This is a genomic window from Agrococcus phoenicis (assembly GCF_047302415.1).
Classification (GTDB): Bacteria; Actinomycetota; Actinomycetes; order Actinomycetales; family Microbacteriaceae; genus Agrococcus.
In genome coordinates, this window is sequence record NZ_CP154854.1 from 471,533 (window position 1) to 484,522 (window position 12,990).

At 73.9% G+C, this 12,990-nt stretch carries 17 protein-coding genes; 10 read left to right on the forward strand and 7 right to left on the reverse strand.

The window, feature by feature from the left end:
• Positions 1-13: 13 nt before the first annotated feature.
• From AA0Z99_RS02320 to AA0Z99_RS02350, 7 genes are all read left to right on the forward strand, one after another.
• Positions 14-457: a hypothetical protein gene (locus AA0Z99_RS02320; protein WP_413319083.1), complete on the forward strand. Its 444-nt coding sequence runs from the start codon at positions 14-16 to the stop codon at positions 455-457.
• Positions 458-464: 7 nt separating this feature from the next.
• Positions 465-752 (forward strand): transcriptional regulator, encoded by a 288-nt coding sequence (locus AA0Z99_RS02325; protein ID WP_413319084.1) that lies wholly within the window; start codon positions 465-467, stop codon positions 750-752.
• A gap of 108 nt (positions 753-860) precedes the next feature.
• On the forward strand, positions 861-1,772 hold the full coding sequence (locus tag AA0Z99_RS02330; RefSeq protein ID WP_413319086.1) for an ABC transporter ATP-binding protein: 912 nt from the start codon (positions 861-863) through the stop codon (positions 1,770-1,772).
• Entirely contained in the window at positions 1,769-2,620 is an 852-nt protein-coding gene (locus AA0Z99_RS02335; RefSeq protein WP_413319088.1) for a hypothetical protein, read from the forward strand. The genes AA0Z99_RS02330 and AA0Z99_RS02335 overlap by 4 nt, the downstream gene beginning before the upstream one ends.
• 11 nt (positions 2,621-2,631) lie before the next feature.
• Positions 2,632-3,918 (forward strand): sensor histidine kinase, encoded by a 1,287-nt coding sequence (locus tag AA0Z99_RS02340; RefSeq protein ID WP_413319090.1) that lies wholly within the window; start codon positions 2,632-2,634, stop codon positions 3,916-3,918.
• A complete protein-coding gene (locus tag AA0Z99_RS02345) occupies positions 3,915-4,574 on the forward strand; it encodes a response regulator (protein WP_413319092.1) in 660 nt (219 codons plus the stop codon). The genes AA0Z99_RS02340 and AA0Z99_RS02345 overlap by 4 nt, the downstream gene beginning before the upstream one ends.
• Positions 4,574-5,860, forward strand: coding sequence for a flavin monoamine oxidase family protein (locus tag AA0Z99_RS02350; protein ID WP_413319094.1), 1,287 nt, complete (start codon positions 4,574-4,576; stop codon positions 5,858-5,860). Before AA0Z99_RS02345 ends, AA0Z99_RS02350 begins: the two co-directional genes overlap by 1 nt.
• An 88-nt stretch (positions 5,861-5,948) precedes the next feature.
• On the opposite strand, the gene arfB is transcribed toward AA0Z99_RS02350, so the two are convergent.
• The 4 genes from arfB to AA0Z99_RS02370 all read right to left on the reverse strand — a co-directional run bounded on the left by arfB (position 5,949) and on the right by AA0Z99_RS02370 (position 7,659).
• Complete coding sequence (arfB, locus tag AA0Z99_RS02355) at positions 5,949-6,389, reverse strand: alternative ribosome rescue aminoacyl-tRNA hydrolase ArfB (RefSeq protein ID WP_413319096.1); 441 nt, start codon at positions 6,387-6,389, stop codon at positions 5,949-5,951.
• A gap of 28 nt (positions 6,390-6,417) precedes the next feature.
• Complete coding sequence (locus AA0Z99_RS02360) at positions 6,418-6,792, reverse strand: ribonuclease inhibitor (protein WP_413319098.1); 375 nt, start codon at positions 6,790-6,792, stop codon at positions 6,418-6,420.
• 125 nt (positions 6,793-6,917) lie between these two features.
• Positions 6,918-7,211, reverse strand: coding sequence for a TraR/DksA C4-type zinc finger protein (locus AA0Z99_RS02365; protein WP_413319099.1), 294 nt, complete (start codon positions 7,209-7,211; stop codon positions 6,918-6,920).
• A gap of 115 nt (positions 7,212-7,326) precedes the next feature.
• Positions 7,327-7,659, reverse strand: a complete 333-nt coding sequence (locus AA0Z99_RS02370) for a YrhK family protein (RefSeq protein WP_413319101.1) — start codon at positions 7,657-7,659, stop codon at positions 7,327-7,329.
• A gap of 90 nt (positions 7,660-7,749) precedes the next feature.
• Here AA0Z99_RS02370 and AA0Z99_RS02375 point away from each other — a divergent pair, with 90 nt between their 5' ends.
• The 3 genes from AA0Z99_RS02375 (at position 7,750) to AA0Z99_RS02385 (ending at position 10,720) form a co-directional block, all read left to right on the forward strand.
• Positions 7,750-8,592, forward strand: coding sequence for a formate/nitrite transporter family protein (locus tag AA0Z99_RS02375; protein ID WP_413319103.1), 843 nt, complete (start codon positions 7,750-7,752; stop codon positions 8,590-8,592).
• A gap of 50 nt (positions 8,593-8,642) precedes the next feature.
• Entirely contained in the window at positions 8,643-10,307 is a 1,665-nt protein-coding gene (locus AA0Z99_RS02380; protein WP_413319105.1) for an ABC-F family ATP-binding cassette domain-containing protein, read from the forward strand.
• Between the two features lie 128 nt (positions 10,308-10,435).
• A complete protein-coding gene (locus tag AA0Z99_RS02385; protein ID WP_413319107.1) occupies positions 10,436-10,720 on the forward strand; it encodes a DUF3072 domain-containing protein in 285 nt (94 codons plus the stop codon).
• 77 nt (positions 10,721-10,797) lie between these two features.
• On the opposite strand, the gene AA0Z99_RS02390 is transcribed toward AA0Z99_RS02385, so the two are convergent.
• From AA0Z99_RS02390 to AA0Z99_RS02400, 3 genes are read right to left on the reverse strand one after another with little or no spacing between them, the layout of a single operon-like run.
• Positions 10,798-11,112, reverse strand: coding sequence for a biopolymer transporter Tol (locus AA0Z99_RS02390; protein WP_413319108.1), 315 nt, complete (start codon positions 11,110-11,112; stop codon positions 10,798-10,800).
• Between the two features lie 22 nt (positions 11,113-11,134).
• Positions 11,135-11,584, reverse strand: a complete 450-nt coding sequence (locus AA0Z99_RS02395) for an Lrp/AsnC family transcriptional regulator (protein WP_413319109.1) — start codon at positions 11,582-11,584, stop codon at positions 11,135-11,137.
• Entirely contained in the window at positions 11,581-12,921 is a 1,341-nt protein-coding gene (locus tag AA0Z99_RS02400) for an aspartate aminotransferase family protein (RefSeq protein ID WP_413319110.1), read from the reverse strand. Before AA0Z99_RS02400 ends, AA0Z99_RS02395 begins: the two co-directional genes overlap by 4 nt.
• Positions 12,922-12,990 lie beyond the last annotated feature (69 nt).

Genomic DNA, 12,990 nt, shown 5'->3' on the forward strand with positions numbered 1-12,990 from the left:
ATACGGTGGCGACATGGACGAGCGAACCGACGATCCGAGGTCGACACCCGACGCCATGACGGCGAGCGAGGCCCAGCGCCTCCTCGCCTCAGTGCCGCCGCGCCCGCGACGGCGACTCCGCGCCATGGACCACCTCAGCGCGCTCGCGACGATCGCGCTCTCCTTCGCCGCCGGCGCGCTCGCGCTCGCGGGCCACCCATGGTGGGCGACCCTGCCGGGGCTCGGTGCGCTGGTCGTCTCCCACCACTGGGTGGCGCGGCGCCAGCGCCTCGCCAACGAGCCACGGCTGCGGGCTGCCGCGATGGTCACGGTCGTGTTCACCGTGTGGCTGATCATCCCGATCTGGCGAGGCATCACCCGAGGCGAGGTCATCCCGTTCCCGGAGGCGTTCCTGTTCGCCGGTCTCGCGCCGCTCGCGTGGCTCGCCTACTACCTCGTCCTGCTCATCCGCCGCTGAGGCTCCGATGACCTTCCAGGAGCTCGACGCGCACCTCGTCGCCCCGAAGCGCTTCGTCACGCTCGCGCACCTCCACCAGGTGGAGCAGGCCGACTACCCCGGGCTGCAGGGGGCCACAGGCCTCTCGACCCCGGATCTCTCCAAGATCGTCCGCGACCTCGAGGAGCGCGGGCTCGTGGCCGTCACCAAGGAGCGCCGCACTCGCTACGGCACGACGCTGGTGCGGCTCACCGCCGAGGGCCGTGCCACGTTCACGGCCCTCCTCGCGACGCTCAACCGCATCGCGGGTCGGTGACGCGATCCGGACGGGCGGCCCGCCGTCGTACCCAGGTACCAGTGCGCGGGTGCGGGGTTCCACCTCCAGGCTGACGCGCTCGCCGCGCCTGCGCGCGAGGCTGGACGCATGATCACAGCAGAGCACCTCACGAAGCGCTACGGCGCGAAGGTCGCGGTCGACGACATCGGGTTCGAGGTCCGCCCGGGCCTCGTGACCGGGTTCCTCGGCCCCAACGGCGCAGGCAAGTCCACCACGATGCGCATGATCGTCGGCCTCGACCGGCCCGATCACGGCACCGTCACCGTCTCGGGCGTGCCGTACCGCGAGCTGCGGTCGCCGCTGTCGGAGGTCGGGGCGCTGCTGGACGCCAAGGCGTGGCACCCGGGTCGCACCGCGGAGCGCCACCTGCTCGGCATGGCCGCCACCCACGGCATCGGCAAGGCGCGCGTGCACGAGGTGCTCGAGCTGACGGGCCTCGAGGCCGTGGCGCGCAAGCGCGTGGGCGGCTTCTCGCTCGGCATGGGGCAGCGGCTCGGCATCGCCGCGGCGCTCCTCGGCGACCCGCACACCCTGATCCTCGACGAGCCGGTCAACGGGCTCGACCCCGAGGGAGTTGCATGGGTGCGAGGGCTGCTGCGCTCGCTCGCGAGCGAGGGGCGCGCCGTGCTGCTCTCCTCCCACCTCATGAGCGAGATGGCGCAGGTCGCGGACCGCGTCGTCGTCCTGGGCCGCGGGCGAGTGCTCGCCGACCAGTCGATCGACGAGATGCTCTCGCAGCGCGGCACGCAGCACGTGCACGTGCGCGGCGCCGGCGTCGACCGGCTGCCGCAGCTCCTCGCCGGGCCCGACGTCACCGTCACGCAGGTCGCGCCCGACGCCGTCGACGTCGCAGGCGTGCCCGCCCCGCGCATCGCCGAGATCGCCGTCGCGAACGGGATCGGGCTCGAGGAGCTCGCGCCGCGGAGGGCGACGCTCGAGGAGCGCTACATGGATCTCACCAACCACGCAGTCGAGTACCGGACGGAGGCGCTCCGATGACCACCACCACCAGCGCGGCAGAGGCGGAGTCCCGCCGCGCGACCTTCCGCCCCACGCAGCACCGCGTGACCTTCGCGGGCGTGCTGCGCTCCGAGTGGGTGAAGCTCACCAGCGTGCGCTCGATCGGCTGGGCGATCGCCATCGCCGTCGTCATCACCGCAGGGGTCGGCACGCTCGCCACCCTCGCGGCGCTCGCCACCGCTCCGGAGGGCGCGATCGAGCAGGGCCTCTTCGGCGAGATGCCCGTCGCGAGCCTCGGGGCCTCCGGGCTGCTGGTCTCGCAGCTCGTCTTCGCCGTGCTCGGCGTCATCGCCATCACAGGGGAGTACGGCAGCGGGCAGATCCGCTCGAGCCTCACCGCCGTGCCGCGGCGGCTGCCCGTGCTCGGCGGCAAGGCGCTCGTGCTCGGTGTCATCGCGTTCGTCGCCAGCGGCATCGCGCTCGCCATCGGCATGGCGTCGACGATCGGCGTCGCGCTCGCCTTCGGCCTCGAGCTCGAGACGATGGGCCTCGGCCTCGAGGTGCCGTTCACGATCCTCGGCGGCGCGACCTACCTCGCGCTGCTGACGGTCTTCTCGCTCGCGGTCGGCGCACTGGTGCGCTCCGGTGCCGGCGCCATCGCCATCGCCCTCGGCGTGCTGCTCGTGCTGCCGACCGTCGTCGGCCTCATCCCCTTCGAGGCGGTGCAGGAGGCCGGGCCCTACCTGCTGCCGAACGCGGGCCTGACGATGTCGCTGCCGGGCGCCGAGCCGGGCGAGGAGTTCTGGCGCGCCCTCGCCGTCACCGTCGCGTGGCCGGCGGTCGCGCTGCTGGGCGCTGCCGCGGCGATGCTGCGCCGCGACGCGTAGGCTCGGCCCACGTGAGCACGACGCACGAGGCCCCCCGCGATCCCGCGGGGGGCCTCGTGCGCATGCCCCGCCCGCCCGGGGTGCTCCGGAGGTTCGGCCTGGCGCATCCGAGCCTCGTCGACTGGCTGCTCGCCGTCTGCCCGCAGCTGCTGCCGATCGCGGTCGGGTGCGTGCTCGCCCTCGGGGCGGCGACGGGCGCGTGGTCGCCCGCGCTGCTGCCCGAGGGGCTCGGCCTCATCGCCGTCGCCGTCGCCGCCGGTGCTGCGCTGCTGTGGCGCCGTCGCCTGCCGCTGCTCGTCAGCGTCGCCTGCGCGCTCCTCACCACGCTGCCCTTCGACGCCGCGGGGGGCGCCCTCATCGCGCTCGCCATCGCGCTGTTCTCGGTCGGTGCGCACGCCCGGGCCCTGCACGCGTGGATCGCGGCAGCCATCGCGTCCGTGTGCTCGGTGATCGCGACCGCGCTGCTGCCCGCGCTGCTGCCGGGCCTCGCGGACATGGGTGTCGCGGATCCCGGCATGGTGGGCCCGCTGGTGTCGGTGAACCTGCTCGCGATCTCCTCCTACGCCGTCGCGGTGCTGCTCGGCATCTCGGCCCGCTCGCGGCGCTCGTACGTCGACCAGCTGATCGCCCGGGCATCCGACCTCGACCGCGATCGCGATCAGCAGGCGCGCCTCGCCGTCGCCGCCGAGCGCGCCCGCATCGCACGCGAGATGCACGACGTCGTCAGCCACGGGCTCACCGTCATGGTGACGCTCGCCGAGGGCTCTGCCGCCCAGGCCGGCCGTGATCCGCAGCGCGCGAGCGCCACGATGCGCAGCGTCGCAGAGACGGGGCGGGCCTCGCTGATCGAGATGCGTCGGCTGTTGGGGGTGCTGCGCGAGCCAGGCGACGACCCATCGCTCGCCCCGCAGCCGGCCTCGGGCGACCTGCACGCGCTCGTCTCCTCGTTCCGCGAGGCGGGCATGCCCGTGAGCCTCACGACCTCCGGCGCTGCGCTCGAGGACGCGCCCATGGCGCTCACGGTGCACCGCATCGCGCAGGAGGCGCTCACCAACGTGCTGCGCCACGCCTCCGACGCGCGCCGCGTCGACGTGCACGTGCGCCACGAGGGCGGCGCCGTGCGGCTCGAGGTGCTCGACGACGGCTCGGGCGCTCCGGCGACCACCGCGGGCGCAGGGCGGGGCATCGTCGGCATGCGCGAGCGCGCCGCGATGTTCGCCGGCAGCGTCGACGCGGGCCCGCGAGCGCCACGCGGGTGGCGCGTCGCCGTCACCCTCACCGAGACTGGAGCGCCATGACCATCCGCATCGCCATCGCCGACGACCAGTCGCTCGTGCGCCTCGGGTTCCGCATGGTGCTGGAGGCGGAGGAGGGCATCGCTGTGGTCGGTGAGGCGTCGGACGGCGCGGAGGCCGTGGCGCTCGCGGCGCGCGGCGGGGTCGACATCGTGCTGATGGACGTGCGCATGCCCGGCCTCGACGGCATCGCGGCGACGGAGCGCATCAGTGCGGCTGGGCCCCTGCCGAAGGTGCTGGTGCTCACCACCTTCGACCTCGACGAGTACGCCTACGCGGCCCTCCGCGCCGGCGCGAGCGGGTTCCTGCTGAAGGATGCGCGGCCGGCGGAGCTGATCGCCGCCATCCGCGCGGTGCACGCGGGAGACGCGGCGCTCGCGCCGACGGTGACGCGACGCATGCTCGAGCGGTTCGCCTCCGACCGCTCGACGCCGAGCGTCGAGCACGACGGCGCCGTGCTCGACGTGCTCACCCCGCGCGAGCGCGAGTTCCTCATCGCCATCGCCGAGGGCGACACCAACGACGAGCTCGCGGCGCGCTTCGTGCTGTCGGAGTCGACCGTGAAGACCCACGTCGGCCGCCTGCTGCGCAAGCTCAGCGCGCGCGACCGCGTGCAGCTCGTGATCCTGGCCTACGAGCTGGGCCTGGTGGGGCGCTGATGGATGCCGACGTCGTCGTCATCGGTGCCGGCCTCGCGGGCCTGCGCACCGCCGGGCTGCTCGAGCGCGCCGGCCACGCCGTCATCGTGCTCGAGGCCTCGGATGCGGTGGGCGGCAGGATCCGCACGGAGACGATCGACGGCTTCCGCGTCGACCGCGGCTTCCAGGTGCTGAACCCCGCCTACCCCGCGGTGCGCCGCGCGGCCGACCTCGGCGCGATCGACCTGGCCGCGCTCGACCTCCAGCGGTTCGCGGTCGGAGCGATCGTGCGCCGGGGCGCGCGCGTCTCGCGGCTCGCGCACCCGCTGCGGCACCCGAGCCTCGCGCTCGAGACGATCCTCAGCGACCTGACCCCCGCATCCGACCTCATCGCCCTCGCGCGCTGGCTGGGGCCGACGCTCGCGCGGCCGACCCTCGCCTCGCGCGCCGCGCACGACGAGGCGCTGCGCGACTCGCTCGACCGGGTGGGGCTGACGGGTCGCCTGCGCCGCGACGTGCTCGACGCCTTCCTCGCCGGGGTGCTCGCGGACGACTCGGGCGGCGCCTCGGCGAACTACGTGCGACTGCTGCTGCGCTCGTTCGCCCTCGGAGCGCCCGGGCTCCCCGCTCGCGGCATGCAGGCGCTGCCGGAGCAGCTGGCCGGCACCCTGCGCGCTCCCGTGCGGCTGCGCACTCCGGCACGCGGCCTGCGCGAGCGCGGTGACGCCGTGATGATCGACACCGATGCCGGAGCGCTCACCGCGCGGGCGGCCGTGGTCGCCGTGGGCCCGGAGCACCTGGGCGAGCTCACCGCTGCGACCCCGCCGCCGACGCACGGGCTGACGACCTGGTGGTTCCGGGCGACGGGGCAGCCGCGCACCGGTCGCTTCCTTGTGCTCGACGCATCCGCGACCGGTGGCGGGCCGCGCGGGCCGGTGATCAACACCTCCGCGATCTCGCAGGTCGCGGCCGGCTACGCCCCTCCCGGTGAGCACCTCGTGCATGCCACCACGCTCCTCAGCCGCGCCGACGGCATGGCCCCCGAGGCCGACGTGCGCCGCGACCTCGCGCGCATCTACGCCGCCCCGACGCGCCGGTGGGAGGTGCTGGCGCACCACGTGATCCCGCACGCCGTGCCGGCGCAGCCGCCCGGCCCCCTCGATCGGGGTCCGGAGTGGCGAGGGTCGCGGGTGCTCGTGACGGGCGACCACCGCGAGACCGCCTCCATCCAGGGGGCCCTCGTCGCCGGGGCCACGGCGGCGCGGGCCGTCGTCGCCCGGTGGGGCGGCGCGCCGCGCGATGCGTGATGGCTCGACGGCGCGGATCGCGGCTCGCTGAGCGGCTGCAGCGCTGACACCGGCCGGGGGGCCGGTGCGGGGGCGCCGCACCGGCCGATCAGTCGTCGCGAGGAGGCCGCCGGTTGCGCTTCGTCTCGCCGCGCACGCGCTTCGCGGTGAGCCGCCGGCGCTGGGCGCCGCGGGTCGGCCGGGTGGCGCGCCGCTGCCTGCTGGGCGCGAGCGCGTCCTGCAGGAGCGCGGCGAGCCGCCGTCGCGCTGCCGCCCGGTTCTCGAGCTGCGAGCGGTGCTCGGAGGCGGTGATCGTCAGCACCGTGCCGGTGAGGCGCACGGCGAGGCGGGCGAGGGCGAGCGAGCGCTGCGCCTCGTCCAGGGCTGTCGTGGTGGCGAGGTCCAGGCTCAGCTGCACGCGCGAATCCGCGGTGTTGACGCCCTGACCGCCGGGGCCCGAGGAGCGCGAGAACTGCTCGAAGAGCTCGGCCGCCGGCACCCGCAGGCCGTGCGGCGCCCCGGGCGCGGGGGGTACGCGCAGATCGTCCACCCCTCGAGTGTGGCGCACCGGCGCCCGGTCAGCGCAGCTCGAGCGCGATCGCAGGGTGCTGCGCGAAGACCTCGAGCACGAGCTCGAAGTAGGTGGCGCCGGTGCCCGCCTCGAGCGCGTCGAGGTCAGCGCGGATGCGGGCCTGGTCGAAGCGGCCGGTGGGATCGAGCTTCCCCTGCAGCCACCGACGGGTCGCGTCGACGCCGAGCGCAGCGCGGCTGTGCGCGTGATCCGTCCACACGAACGCGGCAGGCGCGCGGTCGAAGCGGTGGAGCACGTCGTGCAGCGCATCGAGGCTGGGGCCGAGCCGCCACTCCTCGTCCGCCATGAGCAGCGCGTCCAGCTGCTCGTAGAGGTCGTCGATGCCGTGGATGGCCGCGCCATCGATGCGGAAGCGGTTCACCGCTCGCCTCGCGCGCGCTGCATCATCGTGCGACGTCCCATCCGCGCTCGTGCACCATGGCTCCATCCCACCACGACGCGGCGCCGGAGTCGCGCACGCAGGATCAGCAGCGCCGCCAGGGCGCCTCAGCGCGCGCAGGCGATGCAGGTGGTCGCGTCCGGTCGCGCGTCGAGGCGCTCAGGGGCGATCGGACCGCCGCAGGCGCTGCATGCCGTCGAGGTGCCGGCCGCGAGGCGAGCAGCGGCCTCGTCGGCGGCTGCGAGCGCGTCGAGCTGCGTGCGCCTGAGCCCCTCCAGGCGCGACCACTCGGAGGAGAGCGAGACGCCGTCGGGATCGTGCTCGTCGTCGTCGTGCTGCCGCTGGCGCATGCGCCGCAGCTCGGTGAGCTCGTGCTCGATGGCGAGGAGCTGCTCGCTCACCTCGGTGCGCCTCCGCGCGATCCGCGCGGCCCGAGAGGCCGTCATCCCGTCAGCGTAGCGCTGCCGCTGCCGCTGGCACCGAGCGGGCCCCGGGCGCCGCACGGCCGTCGCCCGTTCAGTAGTCGCCCGCGTGATCGGTGCGATCCCGCTCGGGCCCGAAGCGCTTGAGGTGGAAGCGGCGCGAGAGGCGGATCACCGGCCGCAGCAGGAACTGTGCGCTGCCGACGACGAAGAACCAGGTGCCGACCTGCGAGGTCGACTCCGACAGGAAGAGCACGCTGCCGACCACGAACAGGATCCCGATCAGCACGTCGTTCAGGATGCTGAGGGTCTCGTAGCGGTTGCGGATCACGATCTCGTCGCTGCGGGAGACCGGGATCTCGAGGTCGTCGGGGCCCGGATCCGCGCCTGCGCGTCGTCCATCGCCGGGTCGGTCGTCGGGGGACATGCGTCGATCGTCGCAGGCGAGCCTGGCCGTCCGGTGGCAGTCGCCGCACCCCCTGCCCGACACCCAGCACCGCCTCCGTACGCTGTGCCCATGGATGAGGGCGAGCAGCGGCGCAAGCTCGGCGACAGCGATCTCGACATCGAGGACGCGCTGCTCGACGAGGCGGTCACGACGGTCGTGAAGGGCTCGGAGCGGCTGAACCGCAAGTGGCCGGAGCTGATCGTCACCGGGTTCTTCGGGGGAGTGGACGTCGGCCTCGGGATCCTCGCGATGGTCCTCGTCAAGCAGGCGACCGGCTCGGACATCCTCGCGGGCATGGCGTTCGGCGTCGGCCTGCTCGCGCTGAAGCTCGCGCACTCCGAGCTCTTCACCGAGGAGTTCCTGCTGCCGCTCAACGCGGTGATCGCCGGGCAGGGCACGTGGGTGCAGGTGCTGCGGCTGTGGGGCGTGACGCTCGTCACCAACCTGCTCGGCGGCCTCGGCTTCATGGCGATCGTCGTCATCGGCCTGCCGGACTACCACCAGACGATGATCGACTCGGCGCTCGGCTACATGGATCAGCCGTCGCTGCCGGTGATGGTCGCGCTCGCCCTGCTCGCCGGCGCCACCATCACGCTCTCGACCCGCATGCAGCAGGGCACCTCGAACGACGTCGTCACGGCAATCACCTGCATGATCTCGGGCCTGCTCGTGATCGGGTTCGGCATGCTGCACGGGGCGCTGAACGCGATCGTCATCTTCGGCGCGATGCTGGCGGGAGCGCCGATCGCGCTCGGCGACCTCGCCCTCTGGTTCGTGATCGTCATCCCGTGCAACATGCTCGGCGGTCTGCTCATCATCGCGCTGCCGCGCGTCGTGCGCACGCTGCGGGTCCTGCGCGGCATCCGCGCCGGCACCGTCTCGCTCGAGCCCGCGGAGGAGCAGGGCAGCTGAGCAGCGCGCCGACGACCGCCGAGGCGGCCCGCTGCTGAGAGGATCGTGGGATGACCGCAACCCTCGTCGTGCAGGGCCTCGCCGGCGGGCACGGCCACCGCACGCTCTTCGACTCCCTCGACCTCACCGTCGCGCCCGGCGACGTGGTCGGCATCGTCGGCGCGAACGGTGCGGGCAAGTCGACCCTGCTGCGCATCCTCGCCGGCATCGACCAGCCGCAGGCCGGCACGGTCGCGCTCGCCCCCGCTGACGCGTTCATCGGCTGGTTGCCGCAGGAGCACGAGCGTGTCGAGGGGGAGAGCGTCGTCGACTACATCGGCCGCCGCACCGGGTGCGCGGCTGCGACGCGCGAGATGGACGCGGCAGCCCAGGCGCTCGCGGAACCCGCGTTCGCGGCGCCCGGTGCCGAACCGGCCGATGCCTACGCATCCGCCCTCGAGCGCTGGCTGGCGAGCGGTGCCGCCGACCTGGAGGAGCGGATCCCGATCGTGCTCGCCGAGCTCGGCCTCGCCTTCGACGGCGAGCCGATCGAGCGCGTGCCGATGACCGCGCTCTCCGGCGGCCAGGCGGCGCGCGTCGGGCTCGCCGCGCTGCTGCTCTCGCGCTTCGACGTCGTGCTGCTCGACGAGCCCACGAACGACCTCGACCTCGACGGACTCGAGCGGCTCGAGGCCTTCGTGCAGGGGCTGCGCGGCGGCGTCGTGCTCGTGAGCCACGACCGCGAGTTCCTCGCCCGCTGCGTGACGCGGGTGCTCGAGCTCGACCTCGCGCAGCACTCGAACCGCATCTACGGCGGCGGCTACGACGCCTACCTGGAGGAGCGGGAGACGATCCGCCGCCATGCGCGCGAGCAGTACGACGAGTTCGCCGACAAGAAGGCCGACCTCGTCGCCCGCGCTCGCACCCAGCGCGAGTGGTCGAGCCAGGGCGTGCGGAACGCCATGAAGAAGGCGCCCGACAACGACAAGATCCGCCGCAAGGCATCCACCGAGTCGAGCGAGAAGCAGGCGCAGAAGGTGCGGCAGATGGAGAGCCGCATCGCGCGGCTCGACGAGGTCGAGGAGCCGCGCAAGGAGTGGCAGCTCGAGCTCACGATCGGCGCGGCGCCCCGCTCGAGCTCGGTCGTGGCGACGCTGAGCGGCGCGATCGTGCGGCTGGGGTCCTTCACGCTCGGCCCCGTCTCCCTGCAGGTGAGCGCTGGGGAGCGGATCGGGATCACGGGCCCGAACGGCGCCGGCAAGTCGACGCTGCTGCGCGCGCTGCTGGGGAGGCAGGCGCCCGACGAGGGCAGCGCGAGCCTGGGCGCGAGCGTCGCGATCGGCGAGATCGACCAGGCTCGCTCGCTGCTGACGGGGTCGCAGCCGCTCGCGGCGGCGTTCGAGGCGCTCGTGCCGGAGATGGCGTCCGGCGAGGTGCGCACGCTGCTCGCGAAGTTCGGGCTGCGCGCCGACCACGTCGGTCGCCCCGCGGGTGAGCTCTCGCCCGGTGAGCGCACCCGTGCAGCGCTCGCGCTGCTGCAGGCGCGGGGCGTCAACGTGCTCGTGCTGGATGAGCCGACGAACCACCTCGACCTCGCGGCGATCGAGCAGCTCGAGCAGGCGCTCGAGGGCTACGACGGCGCGCTGCTGCTCGTGACGCACGACCGGCGGATGCTCGACACCGTGCGCGTCGACCGGCGCTGGCACGTCGAGGGCGGCGCGGTCACCGAGCGCTGAGCTCGCTGAGCCCCGAGGTCGCTGAGCCCTGAGCCCTGAGCCCTGCGGTCGCTGAGCGGGGCGCTCGGGCGCGGAGGCTAGGGTTCCGGCACGGGCGCGATCCACGCGACCGCCTGAGGAGGAGCACCATGGCTGCAGCGACCAACCCCGAGCCCCACGACGCATCCGCCGACGCCGGCGAGACGATCGGCGCGACGCCGGGCGCCGCCGACCCCTCGGTCGAGAAGGATCCGTCCGACTGGGTGAGCGGCGACGACCCGATGACCGCGGCCCAGCGCTCCTACCTCGACACGCTCGCCCGCGAGGCCGGCGAGGAGCTGCCCGCGAGCCTCACGAAGGCCGAGGCCTCGCAGCACATCGAGCGGCTGCAGGGCGGTCGCGACGAGGCAGGCGCAGCCGGCAGCCAGGCCTGATCGGCCAGGCCTGATCGGCGCAGCCGGCGGTCACATCCGATCGACGTGCGGGACGGCCTCGACGTGCGGCTCTGGCCTCATCGGGCTGCTGGGGGCGCGAGGGAGTCGAGCGCGGCGAGGCGGTCGCTCGCGCGGGCGGCGCGCTCGGCGGGCGCGAGGTCCCACCAGTGATCGCCGCGCTCCCCGAGGCCCTCCTTGGCGAGCTGCACCCGGTCGCGCGCAGCCTCGCGCGCGGCGTCGTCCTCGGCGTTCCGCACCGCGGAGCGCGCGCGGCCCAGGTGGGAGCGCAGCCGCGCGGCCGCGTCCGCGTCGAGGGACGGGTCCTCCGCGCGCCACCGCCGCCCGTCGACGACGATCCACCTGCCGTCGTCGGTGCGCTCCGGAGCCGTCATGCCTCGAGCATGCCACCTGCGCTCAGCGCACGCCCCACGCGTAGGACTGCTTCTGCAGCTTCAGGTACATGAGCGTGTCGGTCTCTCGCACGCCTTCGATCGCGCGGATCCTGCCGGACACGAGCTCGAGCAGGTGGCCGTCGCTCTCGCACACCACCTCGGCCAGCAGGTCGTAGCTGCCCGCGGTGATGACGACGTAGTCGACCTCCGAGAGCGCGGCGAGCGCCTCCGCGACCGGCTCGAGGGCCCCGGAGGCGCGGATGCCGATCATCGCCTGGCGGGCGAAGCCCAGCTGCGTCGGGTCGGTGACGGCCACGACCTGCATGACCCCCGCGTCCGTCAGCCGCCTGACGCGGTTGCGCACGGCGGTCTCGCTGAGCCCCACCGCCTCGGCGATCGCGGCGTAGGAGGCGCGGCCGTCGCGCTGCAGCTCGGCGATGATGGCCTTGTCGATGCCGTCCGGCTCGGTCACAGGCGGGCCCACGCATCCGTCAGCACCCCGCGCAGGATCTGCTCCATCTCGTCGAAGTGCGACTGGCCGCAGATCAGCGGCGGCGAGAGCTGGATCACGGGGTCGCCGCGGTCATCGGCCCGGCAGTAGAGCCCGGCGTCGAGCAGCGCATCCGACAGGAAGCCGCGCAGCAGGCGCTCGCTCTCCTCCTCGTCGAAGGTCTCGCGCGTCGCCGTGTCCTTCACGAGCTCGATGCCGTAGAAGTAGCCGTCGCCGCGCACGTCGCCGACGATCGGCAGGTCGGTGAGCCGCTCGAGCGTCGAGCGGAAGCCGCCCTCGTTGGCCCGCACGTGCTCGAGCACCTGCTCGCGCTCGAAGATCTCGAGGTTCGCCAGGCCCACCGCGGTCGCCACCGGGTGCCCGCCGAAGGTGTAGCCGTGCGCGAACATCGCGCCAGGCTCGGTGAAGGGCTCGAAGAGCCGGTCGCTCGCGATCATCGCGCCCAGCGGCGCGTAGCCGGAGGTCAGGCCCTTCGCGCACGTGATGATGTCGGGCTGGTAGCCGTAGCGCTCCGCGCCGAACATCGTGCCGAGCCGGCCGAAGGCGCAGATCACCTCGTCCGAGACCAGCAGCACGTCGTGCTCGTCGCAGATCTCGCGCACGCGCTCGAAGTAGCCCGGCGGCGGCGGGAAGCAGCCGCCCGCGTTCTGCACCGGCTCGAGGAACACCGCGGCGACCGTCTCCGGCCCCTCCTGCTCGATCGCGACCGCGATCTGGTCGGCGGCCCAGCGGCCGAACGCCTCGGGGTCGTCGCGGTGCACCGGCGCGCGGTAGATGTTCGTGTTCGGCACTCGGAACGTCGAGGGCACGAGCGGCTCGAACTGCTGCTTCAGCGGCGGCAGGCCCGTGATCGAGAGCGCGCCGTGCGTCGTGCCGTGATAGGCGATGGCGCGGCTGATCACCTTGTGCTTGAGCGGCTTGCCGACCAGCTTGAAGTAGTTCTTCGCGAGCTTCCAGGCGCTCTCGACCGCTTCGCCGCCGCCGCTCGTGAAGAAGACCCGGTTCAGGTCGCCGGGCGCCAGCGCCGCGAGCTTGTCGGCGAGCGCGAGGGCGCTCGGGTGCGCGTACGACCAGATCGGGAAGAACGCGAGCGTGCGCGCCTGCTCTGCCGCGACCTCGGCGAGATCGGCGCGGCCGTGGCCCAGCTGGTTCACGAACAGCCCGGCGAGCCCGTCGAGGTAGCGCTTGCCGCGGTCGTCGAAGACATAGGCGCCCTCGCCGCGCACCATCACCGGCGCTCGGTCGGCGCCGGCCATGCGGCTGAAGTGCAGCCAGAGGTGGTCGGTGGATGCGCTCATGTCGTTCGTCCCATCGTCAGCGTCGTCATGGTGTCGCTCGCGTGCCCGGCGGTGGCCCCGGGGGCCGCT

What these genes read in the sequence shown, in the direction of transcription:
- AA0Z99_RS02320 (WP_413319083.1), top strand. Translation starts at nt 14, where the DNA reads ATGGACGAGCGAACCGACGATCCGAGGTCGACACCCGACGCCATGACG.
- AA0Z99_RS02325 (WP_413319084.1), top strand. Translation starts at nt 465, where the DNA reads ATGACCTTCCAGGAGCTCGACGCGCACCTCGTCGCCCCGAAGCGCTTC.
- AA0Z99_RS02330 (WP_413319086.1), top strand. Translation starts at nt 861, where the DNA reads ATGATCACAGCAGAGCACCTCACGAAGCGCTACGGCGCGAAGGTCGCG.
- AA0Z99_RS02335 (WP_413319088.1), top strand. Translation starts at nt 1,769, where the DNA reads ATGACCACCACCACCAGCGCGGCAGAGGCGGAGTCCCGCCGCGCGACC.
- AA0Z99_RS02345 (WP_413319092.1), top strand. Translation starts at nt 3,915, where the DNA reads ATGACCATCCGCATCGCCATCGCCGACGACCAGTCGCTCGTGCGCCTC.
- AA0Z99_RS02350 (WP_413319094.1), top strand. Translation starts at nt 4,574, where the DNA reads ATGGATGCCGACGTCGTCGTCATCGGTGCCGGCCTCGCGGGCCTGCGC.
- AA0Z99_RS02370 (WP_413319101.1), bottom strand. Translation starts at nt 7,659, where the DNA reads ATGTCCCCCGACGACCGACCCGGCGATGGACGACGCGCAGGCGCGGAT.
- AA0Z99_RS02375 (WP_413319103.1), top strand. Translation starts at nt 7,750, where the DNA reads ATGGATGAGGGCGAGCAGCGGCGCAAGCTCGGCGACAGCGATCTCGAC.
- AA0Z99_RS02380 (WP_413319105.1), top strand. Translation starts at nt 8,643, where the DNA reads ATGACCGCAACCCTCGTCGTGCAGGGCCTCGCCGGCGGGCACGGCCAC.
- AA0Z99_RS02385 (WP_413319107.1), top strand. Translation starts at nt 10,436, where the DNA reads ATGGCTGCAGCGACCAACCCCGAGCCCCACGACGCATCCGCCGACGCC.
- AA0Z99_RS02390 (WP_413319108.1), bottom strand. Translation starts at nt 11,112, where the DNA reads ATGACGGCTCCGGAGCGCACCGACGACGGCAGGTGGATCGTCGTCGAC.
- AA0Z99_RS02400 (WP_413319110.1), bottom strand. Translation starts at nt 12,921, where the DNA reads ATGAGCGCATCCACCGACCACCTCTGGCTGCACTTCAGCCGCATGGCC.